Origin of the sequence: Rathayibacter sp. AY2B7 (assembly GCF_002931635.1) — a bacterium.
Lineage (GTDB): Bacteria > Actinomycetota > Actinomycetes > Actinomycetales > Microbacteriaceae > Rathayibacter.
This window is the reverse complement of sequence record NZ_PSUC01000025.1, coordinates 15,491-33,147: the sequence shown is the minus strand read 5'-3', so window position 1 is coordinate 33,147 and position 17,657 is coordinate 15,491. Positions and strand designations below refer to the sequence as shown.

The following is a 17,657-nucleotide window of genomic DNA, read 5'->3' as shown; positions in this document are numbered from 1 at the left end:
GGAACGCGGCGGCGGTCAGGATGCCCGCGACCGTCGACACCTGGATCGACACGAGCGTCGCCAGCACCGGGCCGAGCACCCAGATGATCTCCTGCGCGGACGCGTCGAGCGAGAAGAGCGGGGTCAGCTGCGAGCTGGTGACCATCTTGGGGTAGATGGTCCGCACGGCCGGCTGCACCGGCGGCATGCTCAGGCCGGCGACGAACCCGATCACGACGAACTGCCACACCTCGAGCGGGAGCACGGCCATCGCGATGATCGCGCCCGCGCAGACCACGAGGGTGATCGTCAGCACGCGGCGCATCCCGAGCCGCCCCATCAGGCGGCTGGTCAGCGGCCCGGCGATGGCCTGCCCGATCGACATCGAGCCGAGCACGAGGCCGGCGGCGGCGTAGGAGTGGTGCACCCGCTCCACGTGCAGGAGGAACGCCAGCGAGAGCATCCCGAACGGGAAGCGCGCGGTCAGCTGCGCGAGGATGATGCGCCCCACCCCGGGGGTCTTCAGGAGATCGGTGTAGCTGCCCACCGGACGACACTAGCGCTCCGGAGGGGACTGCGGTTCGTCGAGGGAGACCGCTGCCCGAGGGCCCCTCGACGGGTCGCGGTTCCCTCGGCGGAGAGGCGCGTCAGCCGGCCAGCACCTTGCGGATCCGCTGCAGCGACACGCTCTCGGCGGTGCCGAGCGACTGCGCGAAGAAGCTCACCCGCAGCTCCTCGATCATCCAGCGGGCGCGCGCGATCCGCTCCGGGGCGTGCGCGGGCAGCGGCACGACGCCGCCTGCCGAGCGGTAGAGCTCCTGGGCCGCCTGCACCTCGTTCAGCCAGACGCGGTCGCGCCCGACGTTCTCGGCGATCTTTCCGAAGCGCTCGGTGATCCCGCCGAGGTAGCGCGGGAGGTGCCGCAGCCGCTCCACTCCGGTCGCCGAGACGAAGCCCGGGTAGACCAGGCCCGAGAGCTGCTCCCGCGCATCCGTGAGGGCGGGCAGGAGCGCCATGCTCGTCGAGGCCTTGAGCGCCTTCTCGACGCCCCGGGCGGTGGTGAGGATCGTCGTGACCGTCTTCACGGTCTCGAACATCGCGTCCATGACGCTCGCCGAGACCCGGTCGCGCACGGCGTCGAACTCGGCGCGGAGGAAGAGCATCCCGTCGGGCTTCATCCGCCAGAGGACCGCGTCGACGCAGGCGAGCAGGCAGTCGGTGAAGAGCGCGGTCGTGTTCTGGTACGGGCTCTGCGCGAGCACGAGCTTCTCGTTCGAGGTGAGGTGCTGCTGCACGTAGGCGACGGGGCTCGGCGTCGCGAGCAGGAGGAGGCGGCGCACGCCGCGCGGGTGCTCGCGCGCCTGGTCCTCGGCCGTGGCGAGCAGGCGGATCGAGACCGAGTCGCCGTCGTCGATCAGGGCGGGGTAGGCGCGGATGGTGTTCCCGCCCTGCCGGGTGTCGGTGACGCGGGGCAGCTCCGGCATGTCCCAGGTCTTCAGGCCCCGGCGCTCGAGCGCGTCGGGGACCCGGGCCTCGACCACGCGGGCGACCTCGTCGCGGACCCGGCCGCGCAGGCGCTCGGCCAGCGGGGCGAGCTCCTTGCCGGCGGCGACCGTGCGCCCCCGCTCGTCGGCGACGGCGAAGGTGACCCGCAGGTGCGAGGGGATGCGCTCGAGGTCGAAGTCCTCGGGCTGCACCACCACGCCGGCCTCGCGGCGGATCGCTCCGGCCAGGGTCGCCGCGAACGACTCCGTCGGCGGGTTCGGCACGTCGTGCGGCAGGGACGCGGTGAGCTTGCGCGCCCAGTCGTTCGCGGGCACCACGTTCCGGCGCAGGTGCTTGGGCAGCGCCTTGATCATCGCGGTGACCAGCTCGGCCCGGAGTCCCGGCACCAGCCAGTCGAAGCCGAGGGGCGTCACGCGGGGCAGGAGCGCGAGCGGCACGTGCACCGTCACTCCGTCCTCCTCCGTCCCCGGCTCGAACCGGTACGAGAGGCGGAAGCGCTGGTCGGCCTGGCGCCACTGCGTGGGGAACGCGGTCTCGTCGATCTGCTCCGCGTCCTCGGGGAGGAGCGTCTCCTGCGTCATCGTCAGCAGATCGGGCTCGTCGTGCTGGGTCGTCCGCCACCAGGAGTCGAACGAGCGCACCGAGGTGATGTCGCGGGGGAGTCGGCGGTCGTAGAAGTCGAACACGGCCTCGTCGTCGACGAGCAGGTCGCGGCGGCGCGTGCGCTCCTCCAGCCGCTCGAGCTCGGCCCGCAGGGCCCGGTTCTTGCGGTCGAAGGCGTGGCGCGACTCCCACTCGCCCTCGACGAGGGCGTGCCGGATGAACAGCTCGCGGGCGTACGAGGCGTCGATCCGCGAGAACTGGACGCGGCGGCGGGCGATGATCGGCACGCCGAAGAGGGTGACCTTCTCGTAGGCGACGGCTGCGCCCTGCGACTTCTCCCAGTGCGGCTCGCTGAACTGCCGCTTCACGAGGTCGCCCGCGATCGCCTCGGCCCAGGCCGGATCGATCGCGGCGTTCGAGCGGGCGAAGAGGCGGCTGGTCTCGACCAGCTCGGCGCTCATCACCGCGTCGGGGAGCTTCTTGGCCAGGGCACTGCCGGGGAAGATCGAGAACTTCGCGTTGCGGGCGCCGATGTACTGCACGTTCTGACGCTCGCGGCTCTTCGCCGCGCGCTGCGCCTGCTGCGAGGTGGTGTCCTTGATGCCCAGGTGCGAGAGCAGGCCGGCCAGGAGGCTCCGGTGGATCCCGTCGGGGTCGACCTTCGGCTCGCCCAGCTCGAGCTTGAGGGGGCGCGCGAGCTGGCGCAGCTGGCGGAACACGTCCTGCCACTCGCGCACGCGCAGGTAGTTGAGGTATTCGGCCTTGCACAGGCGCCGGAAGGCGCTCGAGGAGAGCTCCTCCTGCTTCTCCTCCACGTAGTTCCAGAGGTTCAGCAGGGTGAGGAAGTCGCTGGTGGGATCGACGAAGCGCGCGTGCTGCTGGTCGGCCTGCGCGCGGCGCTCGAGGGGGCGCTCGCGGACGTCCTGGATCGTGAGGCCCGCGACGATCGCCATCACCTCGCGGCTGACGCCGTGGCGGCGCGACTCGATCACCATCCGGCCGAAGCGCGGATCGATGGGGAGCCGCGCGAGGTCGCGCCCGATGCGCGTGAGCTGCGGCGCGGCCTCCGCCCCCTTGCGCGGGACGCCGCTCGAGTGCGCGCTCGGCGGCGTGCCGCGCACCGGAGCGGCGTCTCGCGGCGCGGCGGAGGCGGCGGAGGGGGAGCCGGGGACGCGGAGGGCGCCGAGCTCCGTGAGCAGGTCGAGGCCGTCCTTGATGCCGCGGGAGTCGGGCGGAGTGAGGAACGGGAACGAGGCGATGTCGCCCAGTCCGAGCGAGATCATCTGCAGGATGACCGCGGCCAGGCCCGTGCGCAGGATCTCGGGATCGGTGTACTCGGGGCGGCGGAGGTAGTCCTCCTCGGAGTAGAGGCGGATCGCGATGCCCGCGCTGGTGCGGCCCGAGCGGCCGGAGCGCTGGTTCGCGGAGGCCTGCGACACCGCCTCGATCGGCAGCCGCTGCACCTTCGAGCGCGCGCTGTAGCGCGAGATGCGGGCCGTGCCGCCGTCGATCACGTAGCGGATCCCGGGGACGGTGAGACTCGTCTCCGCCACGTTGGTCGCGAGCACAACGCGGCGGCGGACGCCGGGGGTGCGCCCCTTCTCGAAGACGCGGTGCTGATCGGCCGCCGACAGGCGCCCGTAGAGGGGGAGCACCTCGGTGCCCGGCAGGTTCCGACCGCGGATGGCGTCCTCGGCGTCGCGGATCTCGTTCTCGCCCGAGAGGAACACCAGGACGTCGCCCGGATCCTCGCGCGCCAGCTCGGCCAGGGCGTCGGCGATGCCGGTCATCAGGTCGCGGCTGCCGCTCGTCGCGTCGGGGACGTCGGTGTCGTCGTCCTCCTCCGGCTCCTCGGCGACCAGCGGGCGGTAGCGGATCTCGACCGGGTAGGTGCGGCCGGAGACCTCGATGATCGGCGCGGGCTCGCCGGCGGCGTCGGCGAAGTGGGCCGCGAAGCTCTGCGGGTCGATCGTCGCCGAGGTGATGATCACCTTCAGGTCGGGGCGCTGCGGCAGCAGGCGGTGCAGGTAGCCCAGGAGGAAGTCGATGTTGAGGCTGCGCTCGTGCGCCTCGTCGATGATGATCGTGTCGTACCGGCTGAGCATCCGGTCGTGGTTCATCTCGTTGAGCAGGATGCCGTCGGTCATCAGCTTGATCCGCGTCGAGGCGGACGCCTTGTCGGTGAACCGGACCTGGTAGCCGACCAGCCCGCCGACCTCGTCGTCGAGCTCCTCCGCGATGCGCTCGGCGATGGTGCGCGCGGCGATGCGCCGGGGCTGCGTGTGCGCGATGCTCTCGCGGCCGAGCTCCAGGCAGATCTTCGGCAGCTGGGTCGTCTTGCCCGATCCGGTCGCGCCGGCGACGATGACCACCTGGTGGTCGCGGATCGCGGCGGCGATGTCCTCGCGCCGCGCCGACACGGGGAGTTCGGGCGGGTAGCGGATGCTGAGCACGTCTGACATGAGCCCTCCATCCTACGCCGCGTGCGACAATGCCCTGTCTCGTGAAACATCGCGGGCCACCCTGCCCGGTCGGGCGCTCCGGCGCCGGTCGACCGCGGCGCACGATCCCGTGGAGCACCCCGATGAATCCGCAGTCCCTGCTGGTCGTGCTGAACATCGTGCTGCTGCTCTTCGCGATCCGGGGCGTGCTGTCGAACCCGAGGCTCTCGAAGGTCGCGAAGGTCTCCTGGGTGGCGTTCATCGTGATCGCGCCGTTCATCGGCAGCCTCGCCTACCTGGCGGTGGGCCGTCGCGGCGGGAGCGGCGGAGGCGGCACGGTCGTGCGCGGCACGGAGCGGCCGTCGGGCTGGTTCTTCGAGCGCTGAGGGGCCGGGCGGCCCGGCGGCGGGGGAGACCCGCGGACGTCGGCGCCCCGCGGACCTCCTGACCCTCCGTCCGCGGCAACCCCCTGACCGCAGGCTCCGCCCGCGTCTAGCGTGGAGCGCATGGCCGATCGTCTGCGCTCCAGTGTCAGCCCCTACCTCCGCTCGCACGCGGACAATCCGGTCGACTGGTTCCCCTGGGGCGAGGAGGCGTTCGCCGAGGCGGTGCGCCGCGACGTCCCGGTGATGGTGTCGATCGGCTACTCCACCTGCCACTGGTGCCACGTGATGGCGCGGGAGTCGTTCTCGGATCCGGTGCTCGCCGCGCGGCTGAACGCGGACTTCGTCGCGGTGAAGGTCGACCGCGAGGAGCACCCGGACGTCGACACGGCCTACCTGACAGCCGCGAGCGCGTTCACCCGGCAGCTCGGCTGGCCGCTGACGGCCTTCGCCACCCCCGCCGGCGAGACCTTCTTCGCCGGCACCTACTTCCCGCCGCGCGCCGTCGGCGGCGTGCCCGCCTTCTCCGACGTCCTCGACGCGGTCTCGGAGGCGTGGCGGCTGCGGCGCGACGAGGTGCAGGCGACGGCGGGGGGCCTGGCCGCGGCTCTGCGCGAGGCGACCGCGGCGCTGCCCGCCGACTCCGCGCTGCCCGGCGACGCCGAGCTCGACGGCGCCGTCCGCGCACTCGCGGACGAGGAGGACCGGGTGCGCGGCGGCTTCGGCGGCGCCCCGAAGTTCCCGGTGGCTCCCGTGCTCGGGTTCCTGGCCTCGCGGCCCTCGGGAGCGGCGCTCGCCGAGCGCACGCTGCTCGCGCTGGGCGCGTCCCCTCTCCGCGACCGCGACGGGGGCTTCTTCCGCTACGCGACGCAGGCCGACTGGAGCGATCCGCACTACGAGCGGATGCTGTACGACAACGCGCAGCTGCTCGACGTCGCGGCCGTCCTGCTCGGGCACGACGGCGCCCGGGTGGAGGAGCTGACCGGGATCGCGGAGGGCGTCGCCGCGTTCCTCCTGAACACTCTCGAGCGGCCGGGCGGCGGCTTCGCATCGGCGCAGGACTCGGAGAGCATCGTCGACGGCCAGCGCTCGGAGGGCGGCTACTACCTCGCCGAGGACCGGTCCCGCCTCGCGCCTCCCGCTCTCGACGAGAAGGTCGTCACCGGCTGGAACGGTCTGGCGATCCGCGCGCTCGCCCGCGCCGGACGCGTGCTCGGACGGGAGGAGTGGATCGACGCCGCCCGGCGCGCGGCGGACGCGGTGCTGCAGCGGCACCTCGCCGACGGCCGCGTCGCGGTGCGCGCCTCCCTCGACGGTGCCGTCTCCGCGGCCCGCCCGGCGCTGGAGGACCTCGGGATGCTGGCCGGCGGGCTCCTCGAGCTCGCCCTGGCGGAGGGCCGCCCGCGCTACGCGGTCGCGGCGCGCACCCTGATCGACGGCGCACTCGACGCGGCCGACGGCCCGCTGCCGTTCGCGCTGCCCGGGGGAGGAGACCCGGCGCTGACCGCGCGGGGACTCCTGCTCGCGGCCGATCCCTCCGAGGGCGCCTCCCCCTCCGGCCTGTCGGCGACGGCGGACGCGGCGCACGAGCTGTACCTGCTCACCGGATCGCAGCGCTACCGGGAGGCGGCCGAGGCGGTCGTCGCCTCGATCGCTCCGGGCGCGGTCCGCCGGCCGATGGGCTTCGGCGCCGTGCTCGGGCTCGCTTCGCGGCTGGCTCGCCCGGTGCGGCAGCTGGTCGTCGTGGGCCCCGGAGCGGCGGAGGCGGTGCAGGGCGCCCGGTCCGCCGGGATCGGCGTGCTGGTCGGCGTGTCCGACGAGGGCGCCCGGGACTGGGCGGACGCGGGCTTCGAGCTGTTCGAGGGGCGGATCTCGCGGGAGGGGCTGCCGACCGCCTACTCCTGCGAGGCCTTCGTCTGCGCCCTGCCGACGACCCGCCTCCCGGAGGAGCTGCTCACGCGGCCGTGACCACCAGCGGCGCCGCGGGATCGGCGGCCCACTCGTTGAGCGAGCCGTCGTAGACGACCGCCGTGTGGACTCCGAGCACCGCCAGGGCGAGCGCATCGGCCGTCGCGGCGATCCCGCCGCCGCAGTAGAGGACGATCCGCTCGGCCTGGAGAGCGTCTCCGAACAGCGACCGCAGCCGCTCCGGCGGCAGGAGCGTGTTGTCGGCCCGGTCCACGAGCCGCCCGGCGGGGACGCTCCGCGAGCCCGGCAGGTGTCCGAGGCGGGGGCGGCGCCCCTCCTCCCCGGTGAACTCCTTCGGCGGGACCGCGCAGACCAGCGCTCCGGGAGCCTCGCCGCGCACGACGCTCTCGACGCCGGCCTTGTCGATCCAGAGCGGCCGCTCCTCGCGCACGCTGATCCCTCCGCCCACGGCGGGCTCGACGTGCCCCGTCTCGATCGGGCGCTCCTCCCGCCGCCAGGCCGGGAGCCCGCCGTCGAGCACCGCGACGGCGTCGTGCCCGGCCGAGCGCAGCAGCCACCACAGGCGCGAGGCCCACTGGCCGACCGCGGAGTCGTACACGACGACCACCGAGTCGTCGTCGATGCCGAGCGCGGCCGTCGCGGCGGCGAAGCGCTCCGGGTCGAGCCGGGTGAAGGGCAGGGGATCCGCCGGATCGGACAGCTGCTCGAGCAGGTCGCCGAACACGGCGCCGGGGACATGCCCCTCGAGGAGGTACTGCTCGTCGCCGCTGAGGTAGCCGGGCCGCCCGTCGAAGCCGGGCACGAGCAGCACGCTGGCGTCGACGACGACGAGGTGCTCGCGGCCGAGCTGGTCGGCGAGCCACTGGGTCGAGACGATCGGCCGGGCGAGGTACGGGACGGAGGAGGTGCTCACCCGCCCCACGCTAGGCGCGACCGCCGACACGCGCGCCCCCGTGCGTCACGCACGGTCACGGACGCCGCCGGGCGCTCAGCACTCGATGACGTTGACCGCGAGGCCGCCCTCGCTCGTCTCCTTGTACTTCGACGACATGTCGATGCCGGTCTGGCGCATCGTCTCGATGACCGCGTCGAGCGAGACGCGGTGGTCGCCGTCGCCGTGCAGCGCGAGGCGGGCCGCGCTCACGGCGGTGGAGGAGGCGATCGCGTTCCGCTCGATGCAGGGGATCTGCACGAGGCCGCCGACCGGGTCGCAGGTCAGTCCGAGGTGGTGCTCCATCGCGATCTCGGCCGCGTTCTCGACCTGGCGCGGACTGCCGCCGAGCACGGCGCAGAGCGCTCCGGCGGCCATCGCGCAGGCCGAGCCGACCTCGCCCTGGCAGCCCGCCTCCGCACCGGAGATCGAGGCGTTCGACTTGCAGAGCGAGCCGATCGCGGTGGCGGTGAGGAGGAAGCGGCGCAGCCCCGCGCGATCGGCGCCCGGGACGAAGCGGAGGTAGTAGTGCCCGACGGCGGGGATGATGCCCGCCGCTCCGTTCGTCGGAGCCGTCACGACGCGCCCGCCTGCGGCGTTCTCCTCGTTCACCGCGAGGGCGAAGGCGTGGAGCCACTCCACCGAGGTCGCGCGGGCGCGGTCGAGAGGGTCCTCCTCGAAGGCCTCGAGGCGCACGCGCAGCACCGAGGCGCGGCGGCGGACGCCCAGGCCGCCCGGCAGCACGCCGTCGGTCGCCAGGCCGTGCTCGACGCAGGCGGCCATGGCGTCCCAGATCGCGTCGAGGCGGGCGTCGATGTCGACCCCGGGGTGCAGAGCGCGCTCGTTCGCGGCGGCGATCTCGGCGATGCCGGAGCGGGTCCGATCGCAGGTCGCCAGCAGGTCGAGCCCGGAGACGAAGGGGTAGGGGTGCGGGGCCAGCGCAGCCAGCTCGGCGCGCTCGCCCGCGCGCCGGATGAAGCCGCCGCCGATCGAGTAGTAGGTCTCCTCCCACACCGGCAGCGCGTCGTCGCCGACCCAGACGCTGAAGGTGAGGGCGTTCGGGTGCTCCGGCAGCCTCGTGCGCGGCTCGAAGACGACGTCGTCGCGCGTCATCGCGAGGCGCTGCTCGCCGGCCAGCAGGATCGTCCCCTCCGCGTCGAGGCGCTGCCACGCCCCGCGCACCAGCGCCGGGTCGCACGTCTCGGGGTCCAGGCCGGCGAGGCCGGCGACCACCGCGTCGGGGGTGCCGTGGCCGATCCCGGTGGAGCCGAGCGAGCCGTAGAGGGTGCAGCCCACCCGGCTCACGCGGCCGAGGAGCCCGGCGTCGCGGATCCGCTCGGCGAGGGCGAGGGCGGCGCGCATCGGTCCGACGGTGTGCGAGCTGGACGGGCCGATCCCGACGCTGAACAGGTCGAGGACGGAGACGTAGGCGCTCATCCACTGAGACTACGCCGGGGCCGGCGGAGTGCGCCGCTCGAGCCGCGCCCGCGACGAAGCGCCACGGAGATCCGGCGTCGACGAGGGTCGGCGGCGGATCAGCGCAGCGTCTTGCGCGCCGAGATCTGGCCGGTGTCGAAGCCGAGCAGGTGCAGGCCGCCGTGGAAGCGGGCGTGCTCGACCTTGATGCAGCGGTCCATCACGACGGTCAGGCCCTTCGACTCGCCGTACTCGGCCGCCTCCTGGTTCCAGATCCCCAGCTGCACCCAGACCGTGGGCGCGCCGACGGCGAGGACGTCGTCGATCACGGCGGGGATGTCGCTCGCCTTGCGGAACACGTCGACGATGTCGGGCACGACCGGGAGCTCGGCGAGACTGCGGTAGACCGGCTGCCCCAGGATCTCGGTGGCGTTCGGGTTCACGAAGTAGAGCTCGTAGTCGCTCGACTGCTGCAGGTAGGTGGCGACGAAGTAGGAGGAGCGGGCCGGGTTCGGCGAGGCGCCGACGATCGCCACGGTCTTCGCGCGGCGGAGGATGTCGAGTCGCCTGCGGGCGTCGGGGCCCACCCAGGTGCGCTGCGAGCGCAGCATCTTCGCCAGCGGCGAGTTCGCCGGGACCGAGCAGCTCAGCCCGTTGGACAGCTGGACGACCGTGTCGGCGGTGTCGGTGGTGCTCATGCTCAGACCTCCACGGCCGGGGTGTGCAGGGTGGTGGTCGTGTCCTCGGGGAGCTCGGTCGGAGCGTCGGGGGTGCCGTGCTCCTCGACCGCGCGGGCGAGCGCCTGGTCGAGATCGTAGATGATGTCGTCCGCGTCCTCGATGCCGACGGAGAGGCGGACGAGTCCGGGGAGGACGCCCGCGTGGAGGAGCTGGTCCTCGGTGAGCTGGGCGTGGGTGGTCGACGCCGGGTGGATCACCAGCGTCTTCGCGTCGCCGATGTTGGCGAGGTGGCTGGCGAGGTCGACCGATTCGATGAAGGTCTGGCCGACGGCGCGGCCGCCCTTCACCACGAAGCTGAAGACCGAGCCCGGTCCCTTCGGCAGGTACTTCTGCGCGCGGTCGTGGTGCGGGTGCGCGGGGAGCCCGGCCCAGTAGACGGCCTCGATCCGGGAGTCGGCGTCGAGCCATTCGGCGACGCGGCGCGCGTTGTCGACGTGCGCCTGGATCCGATACGGCAGCGTCTCGACGCCCTGGGCGAGCAGGAACGCGGAGTGCGGAGCGAGGACCGGCCCGATGTCGCGCAGCTGCTCCGCGCGCAGGCGCGTGAGGAAGCCGTACTCCCCGAAGTTGCCGTCCCACGACAGGTCTCCGTAGGAGGCGACCGGGTCGTGCAGCAGCGGGAACTTCTCGGGGGAGTAGTGGAAGCGCCCCGACTCGACGACGACGCCGCCGAGCGTGGTGCCGTGTCCGCCGAGGAACTTGGTGGCCGAGTGGATGACGATGTCGGCGCCCCATTCGATCGGGCGGACGAGGTAGGGCGTGGCGACCGTGGAGTCGATGATCAGCGGGATGCCGGCGGCGTGCGCGACCGCGGCGAGGCCCTCGATGTCGGCGATCTCGCCGGAGGGGTTCGCGATCGTCTCGGCGTACAGCACCTTGGTCTTCTCGGTGATCGCCGCCGCGTAGTCGGCCGGGTCGCTCGAGCGGACGAAGGTGGTGTCCACTCCGAAGCGGCGGAGCGTGACGTCGAGCTGGGTGATCGATCCGCCGTAGAGGTTGGCGGAGGACACCACGTGGTCGCCCGCGCCGACGAGCGCCGCGAAGGTGATGAACTGCGCCGAGAGCCCGGAGGCCGTGGCGACGGCGCCGAGGCCGCCCTCGAGGCTCGCGACGCGCTCCTCGAAGGAGGCGACCGTGGGGTTCGACAGGCGCGAGTAGACGTTGCCGTACTTCTGCAGCGCGAAGCGGGCCGCGGCGTCGGAGGTGTCGTCGAAGACGAAGGCGCTGGTCTGGTAGATCGGCAGAGCGCGGGCGCCCGTCACCGCGTCGGGGATGTTGCCCGCGTGGATCGCACGCGTCTTGAAGCCGTACTCACGATCTGCCATGCGATCGACGCTAGCGGGAGCCGCCGACACCGCCGCGCCGGAGCGACGCATCGCGTAACAGAGCGGCCCCGCAGTGCAGAGCGACCGTGCGCGACAGAGCGGCCGAGCGGATCGGAGCGCCGATCAGAGCGCCAGCTGCACCGCGGCCAGTCCCATCGCCGCGATCGCCGCCCACGACACCAGGGCGACGAGCAGAGCACGCCACCCCGTCGTCACGAGCGCGCGCACCCGGACGGCGCTGCCGAGCGCGAAGAGCGCCGCGGCGAGGAGCCAGGTCTGCGCGGTGTCGGCGGCGGCGAGCAGTCCCTCCGGCAGGGGGAGGAGTGTGCGCAGCAGCACCGCGGCGAGGAACCCGACCACGAACAGCGGCACGATCGCCGGGCGCGTCCCGCCGGTCCCGCCGCCGCGCCTCGTGACCGCCGCCGCCACCGCGACCATCGGCGCCAGCATGACCACTCGGGTCAGCTTCACCACGACCGCCACGGCCAGCGCCGACGCTCCCGCCACCTGGGCCGTCGCCACCACCTGGCCCACGTCGTGGACCGAGGCGCCGACCCAGTGCCCGAACTGCACGTCGGAGAGCCCGAGCGGCTGCTGCAGGGCGGGGAGCACCGCGATCGCGAGCGTGCCGCAGAGCGTCACCAGCGCGACCGGAGTCGCCTGCTCCTGCTCCTTCGCCCGGGTCGCTCCGGCCATCGCGCCGATCGCCGAGGCCCCGCAGATCGAGAAGCCCGCCGCGAGCAGCAGCGGCTCCTGCCCGGGCAGCCGGAGCGCCCGGCCCAGCGCCCAGGTCAGGCCGAAGGTGGCCAGGACGATCCCGACGACGACCAGGATCGCGCCCCAGCCCAGCGCAGCGATGTCGATCAGCGAGAGCTTCAGCCCGAGCAGGACGATGCCGGTGCGCATCAGCGAGCGGGACGAGAACTTCAGGCCCGGCGCCAGCGCCCCGCTCAGCAGGGGGCGCGCCGCGGGCAGCTGCGCCACGAGGATCCCGAGCGCGACCGCCGCGGTCAGCATCGGCACTGCCGGCACCGTCGCGTGCAGCAGGGCCGCGATCACCGCCGTGACGGCGCAGGCCGCGACTCCCGGGCCCAGCCGCCGGATCAGACCCACGAGGGCAGCCACATGTGGGCCTGCCAGAAGGTGAAGGACGTCTGCGCGCCGATCCAGAGCGGCAGGAAGTAGGCCGTCAGCGCCGCCGCCGCCACCGCGAAGACGAGCACCACGAGGACGCCGCGGGTGCGCCGCCTCCGCTCGTCGCCCGGACTCCCGATCACGATCCCGGCCGTCAGCGCCAGCGCCAGCATCATGTAGGGCTCGAAGACGACGCAGTAGAACTGGAACACCGTGCGGTCGAGGTAGAGCAGCCACGGCAGGTAGCCCGCGACGATCCCCATCAGCACGAAGCCGGCGCGCCACTCCCGGTACCGCGCGAGCCGGTAGAGGAGGTACACCAGCGCCAGGACTCCGGCGTACCAGATGAGCGGATTGGCGACCGAGGTGATCGCCTCGTCGCAGCGTGCGGCGGTGCAGCCGTCGACGCCCGTCGCCTGGTCGACGAAGTACATGCTGGTCGGCCGGAGCATGAGCAGCCAGGTGAGCGGGTTCGCCTCGTAGGGGTGCGAGGCCCGCAGGTTGATCGAGTAGTCGTACATCTGCACGTGGTAGTGCCAGAGGCTCTGCGCCCAGTCCGGCACCCACGCCAGAGCCCCGGTCCAGGCGTTGCCGGGGGCCTCCGACGCCCACTGCCGGGCCCATCCGCCGGAGGTGCGCAGCCAGCCCGTCCAGGTGACGAGGTAGGCGATCAGTGCGATCGGCACGACCAGGAGGAAGGTGACCGGACCCTGCTTGAGGATCGCGCCGCTGCCCCAGAACGGCACGCCCGCACGGCGCCGCATCAGCGCGTCGACGACCACCGCGTACACGCCGTACGCCGCGAGGAAGTAGACGCCCGTCCACTTCACGCCCGCGGCGAGGCCGAAGAGCACGCCGGCCGCGAGCAGCCAGGGCCGCCACCACAGGACCGGCCCCCAGCTCGGCAGCGCTCCCGCCGCCACCTTCCGCGCCAGCTGCAGCTCGGCCCAGCGCCGGTCCAGCAGCACCGCCGCGACCCCGCAGAGCGCGACGAACATCAGGATCCCGTCCAGGAGCGACACCCGCGACATCACGATCGCGTGGCCGTCGAGCGCGAGCATCAGCCCCGCGAAGGAGGAGAGGAGGGTGGAGCGGAACAGGAGGCGGCCGATCACGATCACCAGCGCGACGGCGAGGATCCCCACGACGGCGGTCGCGACGCGCCAGCCGACGCTGTCGTCCGCGCCGAACACGCCCATCCCGAGCCCGATGATCCACTTGCCCAGCGGCGGATGCACCACGAAGGACGGCGCCCCCGTGAAGGTGTCCACGTCGCCGGCCGCGAAGCCGGGGTCCGGGTTCTCGGGCCAGGCGCCCTCGAACCCGAGGTTCCAGAGGGTCCAGGCGTCCTTCACGTAGAAGGTCTCGTCGAACACGAGCGAGCGCGGGTGGCCGAGGTTCCACAGCCGCAGCACCGCGGCCAGGGCGACCACCAGCAGCGGCAGTCCGAGCTCGTACAGCCGGCGGCGCGCGGGGGAGGCGACGAGCCGGGTGTGCAGGTCGTCGAACCAGGAGCCGCGCGGCACGTCCGGGAGCGGGGTGCGCTCGCGCGGTGCGGACGCCTCGGCGGGCTCCACCGGGACCGAGCGCGCCGATCCCGCCGCGTCCAGGAGCAGGTCGTCGAAGTCGCGCTGCGGTCGGTCCGTCACCCGGCCATGCTAACGGGGCGCCTCCTCCCGGGACGGCGGCGATCCGCGGCGGGAGGCCCCGGACCCGGCCTGGGAGACTGGCGGCATGATCATCCTCGCCGGCACTCCCATCGGAAACCTCGGCGACGCCTCCCGCCGGCTCGTGGAGGCGCTGGGCTCCGCCCGCCACGTCGCCGCCGAGGACACGCGCGTGACCATCCAGCTGATGCGCGCCCTGGGCGTCGAGAACCGGCCCGCCCTCTACGCGCTGCACGACCACAACGAGCGCGAGCGCGCCGCCGAGCTGGTGGAGCTGGCCCGCGAGGAGGACCTGCTCGTGCTGAGCGACGCGGGCATGCCCACGGTCTCGGACCCGGGCTACCACCTGGTCGAGGCGGCGGTGGCGGCGGGAGTCGCGGTCACCGCGCTGCCCGGTCCCTCGGCGGTGCTCATGGCGCTCGCCGTGTCCGGGCTCCCGACGGACCGCTTCAGCTTCGAGGGGTTCCTGCCCCGCCGGCACGGCGAGCGGGTCTCGACCTTCCGGGCGCTCGTCGACGAGCGGCGCACCATGGTCTTCTTCGAGTCCCCGCACCGGATCGGCGACGCGCTCGCCGACCTGGTCGAGGCGATGGGCCCGGAGCGGCGCGTCGTCGTCTGCCGCGAGCTCACCAAGATGTTCGAGGAGGTCCGGCGCGGCACGGCGGCCGAGCTGGCCGAGTGGGCGGCCGACGGCCTGCGCGGCGAGATCTGCCTGGTCGTCGAGGGAGCCCCCGCGAGGGAGGCGTCGCTCGAGGACGCGCTGGCCGACGTGCTGGCCCGCGTCGAGGCCGGATCGCGGCTCAAGGAGGCGTCGGCCGAGGTCGCCGAGATCACCGGGCTCTCGCGCCGCGCGCTCTACGAGGCGGCGCTCGCCTCCCGCCGCGGCTGAGGGCTCCCTCCCCGGCGGCGATCGCGGCCGGTCGTCCACGGCCTCCGTCACACGCCGGGAGCGGTGCCGCGCGGTGAATAGGATGGTCGCCATGTCCGACGGCGCCTCCTTCTACCTCACGACCCCGATCTTCTACGTGAACGACGTCCCGCACATCGGGCACGCGTACACCGAGGTCGCCGCCGACGTGCTCACCCGCTGGCACCGCCAGGCGGGCGACGACACCTGGCTGCTGACCGGCACCGACGAGCACGGCCAGAAGATCCTCCGCACCGCCACCGCCAACGGCACGACCCCCCAGGAGTGGGCCGACCGCCTCGTGAGGACCGCCTGGCAGCCGCTGCTCGAGACCATCGACATCGCCAACGACGACTTCATCCGCACCACGGACGCGCGGCACGAGGTCAACGTCCAGAAGTTCCTGCAGAAGCTGTACGACGAGGACGCCATCTACACCGGCGAGTACGAGGGCTACTACTGCGTGGGCTGCGAGGAGTACAAGCAGCTGTCCGACCTCGAGGAGGGCACCGGCGACTACGACGGCCAGTACGTCTGCAAGATCCACTCGAAGCCGGTCGAGCTGCTGAAGGAGAAGAACTACTTCTTCAAGATGAGCGAGTACACCGAGCGGCTGCTCGCGCTCTACGAGGAGCGACCCGACTTCGTCCAGCCCGAGTCGGCGCGCAACGAGGTCGTCAGCTTCGTCCGCCAGGGCCTGGCCGACCTGTCGATCTCCCGCTCCAGCTTCGACTGGGGCGTGAAGGTCCCGTGGGACGACTCGCACGTGGTCTACGTCTGGTTCGACGCGCTGCTCAACTACATCACCGCGGTCGGCTACGGCCAGGACGAGGCGGAGTTCGAGCGCCGCTGGCCCGCGACCCACATCGTCGGCAAGGACATCCTGCGCTTCCACGCCGTGATCTGGCCCGCCATGCTCATGGCCGCGGGCCTCGAGGTGCCCCGGCAGGTGTTCGGCCACGGCTGGCTGCTGGTCGGCGGCGAGAAGATGTCGAAGTCGAAGCTCACCGGCATCGCGCCCGAGCAGATCACCGACACCTTCGGCTCCGACGCCTTCCGCTACTACTTCCTCCGGGCCATCACCTTCGGCCAGGACGGCTCGTTCTCGTGGGAGGACCTGTCGGCGCGCTACCAGTCCGAGCTCGCGAACGGCTTCGGCAACCTCGCCTCGCGGGTCGTCGCGATGCTGCACCGCTACTACGACGGCGTCGTGCCCGCGCCGGGGGAGCCGACCGAGGCGGAGGAGCGCGTGCAGCGCATCGTCGCCGAGGCCGCCGCGTCGGCCGACCGGTCGATCGACGCGCTCGCGATCCACGACGCGATCACCGCCGTGTGGAGCATCGTCGAGGAGCTCAACGGCTACATCACCGAGCAGGAGCCGTGGGCACTCGCCAAGCGCGAGGAGCGCGAGCGCCTCGGCACGGTGCTCTACACCGCGACGGAGGGGCTCCGCGCCCTGGCCGTGCTGCTCTCGCCGGTCGTGCCGCGCGCGACGGCGTCCCTCTGGGAGGCGCTCGGCGTGACGGAGTCGCTGGGCGCCCTCACCGCGCAGCCGATCCGCGAGGCGGGCCGGTGGGGAGTCCTCCCCGTCGGCACCACCGTCGGCACGCTCGCCGCGCTCTTCCCGCGCATCGAGGCTCCCGCGTCCTGACGGCCGCGCCTCGACCCGTGGACCGAGCAGCCGAGCGGTGCGGACTCGCCGGCGGAGGATCCGCAGGGGAGAGCCCGACGGCCGTGATCCGAACGCGGGGGGCCGGGTGCGAGCGGCCCTCCGCTCCGTGGACGGCGGGGCGCTGATGACGCGCGAGGTGCTCGACGCTCTCGAGCAGGCGGCCGAGCTCACCCGGCGCCACGTCGGGCACCCCGAGCGCGCCGCCGCGCTCGCCCTGCGCCTGCACCGGGTGACCGCTCCGACCGAGCTCGTCTACACCCGGTTCCCGCCGACCCTCAGCCTGGTGCTGGCCGGCCGGAAGCGCTCGGTGGTCGGCGACTCCGACGAGCGGTGGGGCGCCGGCCGCTTCCTGATCACCCCCGTCGATCTGCCGGTGGTCGCGGCCGTCGTGGAGACCGGCGACCGCGGCGACTTCCTGTCGGCCAACTGGCGTCTCGACCCGCTCGTGGTGGCCGAGATCGCGGCGCTCGCCCCCCGGACGGCCCCGCGGGCTCCCGCCCCGCGGATCGGCACGGTCACGGAGGAGATGGCCGACTCGCTGCGCCGACTCTTCCGTCTGCTCGACGCCCCCGCCGACATCCCGGTGCTGGCCCCCGCGATCACGCGCGAGCTCGTGCTGCGGCTGCTGCAGACGGACCAGGCGCCGCGGCTGCTGGCCGCGTCCAGCACTGTCCGCTCGGAGGCCGTCTCCCGTGCGGTCGAGGCGATGAGCGCGTCGCTCTCGCGCGGCTGGACCCTCGGCGCGCTCGCCGCGGAGGCGGGCACCAGCGTGCCCACGCTCACCCGCCGCTTCCGCGAGCTGACCGGGATGTCGCCGCTGGGTTACCTGCGGCGGCTCCGCCTCGGGGAGGCCAGGAGGCTGCTCCTGGTCCGGGGCGACACCGCCGCGCAGGCCGCGGCCGCGGTCGGCTACGCGAGCGCGTCGCACTTCGGGCGCGACTACCGTCGCGCCTACGAGACGACCCCCGCGGCCGACGCCGCGCTCCACCCCGGGCCGCTCGTCCAGATCCACTGAGCGGCGGGC

At 73.3% G+C, this 17,657-nt stretch carries 13 protein-coding genes; 5 read left to right on the top strand and 8 right to left on the bottom strand.

The features are described 5' to 3' along the window. Positions 1-526: MFS transporter (locus tag C5C27_RS06600; protein ID WP_146079618.1), on the bottom strand; the 526-nt coding region annotated here is incomplete at its 3' end. Positions 527-626: 100 nt separating this feature from the next. Further along, positions 627-4,550: an ATP-dependent RNA helicase HrpA gene (hrpA, locus tag C5C27_RS06595; RefSeq protein WP_104313955.1), complete on the bottom strand. Its 3,924-nt coding sequence runs from the start codon at positions 4,548-4,550 to the stop codon at positions 627-629. Positions 4,551-4,672: 122 nt separating this feature from the next. Between hrpA and C5C27_RS06590 the strand changes: the two genes are divergently transcribed. Next, complete coding sequence (locus C5C27_RS06590) at positions 4,673-4,915, top strand: PLDc N-terminal domain-containing protein (RefSeq protein WP_160033960.1); 243 nt, start codon at positions 4,673-4,675, stop codon at positions 4,913-4,915. Between the two features lie 120 nt (positions 4,916-5,035). Further along, a complete protein-coding gene (locus tag C5C27_RS06585; RefSeq protein WP_104313954.1) occupies positions 5,036-6,880 on the top strand; it encodes a thioredoxin domain-containing protein in 1,845 nt (614 codons plus the stop codon). On the opposite strand, the gene C5C27_RS06580 is transcribed toward C5C27_RS06585, so the two are convergent. The 6 genes from C5C27_RS06580 to C5C27_RS06555 form a co-directional block, all read right to left on the bottom strand. Further along, the gene (locus C5C27_RS06580) at positions 6,867-7,754 is read right to left on the bottom strand and encodes a sulfurtransferase (RefSeq protein WP_181133466.1); all 888 of its coding nucleotides are present in this window, start codon (positions 7,752-7,754) and stop codon (positions 6,867-6,869) included. The genes C5C27_RS06585 and C5C27_RS06580 overlap by 14 nt on opposite strands. 75 nt (positions 7,755-7,829) lie before the next feature. Continuing rightward, positions 7,830-9,209, bottom strand: a complete 1,380-nt coding sequence (locus C5C27_RS06575) for an L-serine ammonia-lyase (protein WP_104313952.1) — start codon at positions 9,207-9,209, stop codon at positions 7,830-7,832. Positions 9,210-9,307: 98 nt separating this feature from the next. Continuing rightward, positions 9,308-9,886, bottom strand: coding sequence for a CoA-binding protein (locus tag C5C27_RS06570; protein ID WP_104237688.1), 579 nt, complete (start codon positions 9,884-9,886; stop codon positions 9,308-9,310). Positions 9,887-9,888: 2 nt separating this feature from the next. Then, positions 9,889-11,253, bottom strand: a complete 1,365-nt coding sequence (locus C5C27_RS06565) for an O-acetylhomoserine aminocarboxypropyltransferase/cysteine synthase family protein (protein ID WP_104313951.1) — start codon at positions 11,251-11,253, stop codon at positions 9,889-9,891. A gap of 123 nt (positions 11,254-11,376) precedes the next feature. Then, entirely contained in the window at positions 11,377-12,366 is a 990-nt protein-coding gene (locus C5C27_RS06560; protein ID WP_258066530.1) for a YeiH family protein, read from the bottom strand. Next, positions 12,357-14,036, bottom strand: a complete 1,680-nt coding sequence (locus tag C5C27_RS06555) for a dolichyl-phosphate-mannose--protein mannosyltransferase (protein WP_258066529.1) — start codon at positions 14,034-14,036, stop codon at positions 12,357-12,359. Before C5C27_RS06555 ends, C5C27_RS06560 begins: the two co-directional genes overlap by 10 nt. Before the next feature lie 85 nt (positions 14,037-14,121). Here C5C27_RS06555 and rsmI point away from each other — a divergent pair, with 85 nt between their 5' ends. From rsmI to C5C27_RS06540, 3 genes are all read left to right on the top strand, one after another. Then, positions 14,122-14,943, top strand: a complete 822-nt coding sequence (rsmI, locus tag C5C27_RS06550) for a 16S rRNA (cytidine(1402)-2'-O)-methyltransferase (protein ID WP_104226923.1) — start codon at positions 14,122-14,124, stop codon at positions 14,941-14,943. 91 nt (positions 14,944-15,034) lie between these two features. Beyond that, a complete protein-coding gene (metG, locus tag C5C27_RS06545; RefSeq protein WP_104274308.1) occupies positions 15,035-16,612 on the top strand; it encodes a methionine--tRNA ligase in 1,578 nt (525 codons plus the stop codon). A 106-nt stretch (positions 16,613-16,718) separates the two neighbouring features. After that, positions 16,719-17,648 carry an AraC family transcriptional regulator gene (locus C5C27_RS06540; RefSeq protein ID WP_258066528.1) on the top strand — a complete coding sequence of 310 codons (930 nt, stop codon included), beginning with the start codon at positions 16,719-16,721 and terminating at the stop codon, positions 17,646-17,648. Positions 17,649-17,657 lie beyond the last annotated feature (9 nt).

Coding starts and splice junctions, on each gene's coding strand:
- hrpA (WP_104313955.1), bottom strand. CDS start 4,550: ATGTCAGACGTGCTCAGCATCCGCTACCCGCCCGAACTCCCCGTGTCG.
- C5C27_RS06590 (WP_160033960.1), top strand. CDS start 4,673: ATGAATCCGCAGTCCCTGCTGGTCGTGCTGAACATCGTGCTGCTGCTC.
- C5C27_RS06585 (WP_104313954.1), top strand. CDS start 5,036: ATGGCCGATCGTCTGCGCTCCAGTGTCAGCCCCTACCTCCGCTCGCAC.
- C5C27_RS06575 (WP_104313952.1), bottom strand. CDS start 9,209: ATGAGCGCCTACGTCTCCGTCCTCGACCTGTTCAGCGTCGGGATCGGC.
- C5C27_RS06570 (WP_104237688.1), bottom strand. CDS start 9,886: ATGAGCACCACCGACACCGCCGACACGGTCGTCCAGCTGTCCAACGGG.
- C5C27_RS06565 (WP_104313951.1), bottom strand. CDS start 11,253: ATGGCAGATCGTGAGTACGGCTTCAAGACGCGTGCGATCCACGCGGGC.
- rsmI (WP_104226923.1), top strand. CDS start 14,122: ATGATCATCCTCGCCGGCACTCCCATCGGAAACCTCGGCGACGCCTCC.
- metG (WP_104274308.1), top strand. CDS start 15,035: ATGTCCGACGGCGCCTCCTTCTACCTCACGACCCCGATCTTCTACGTG.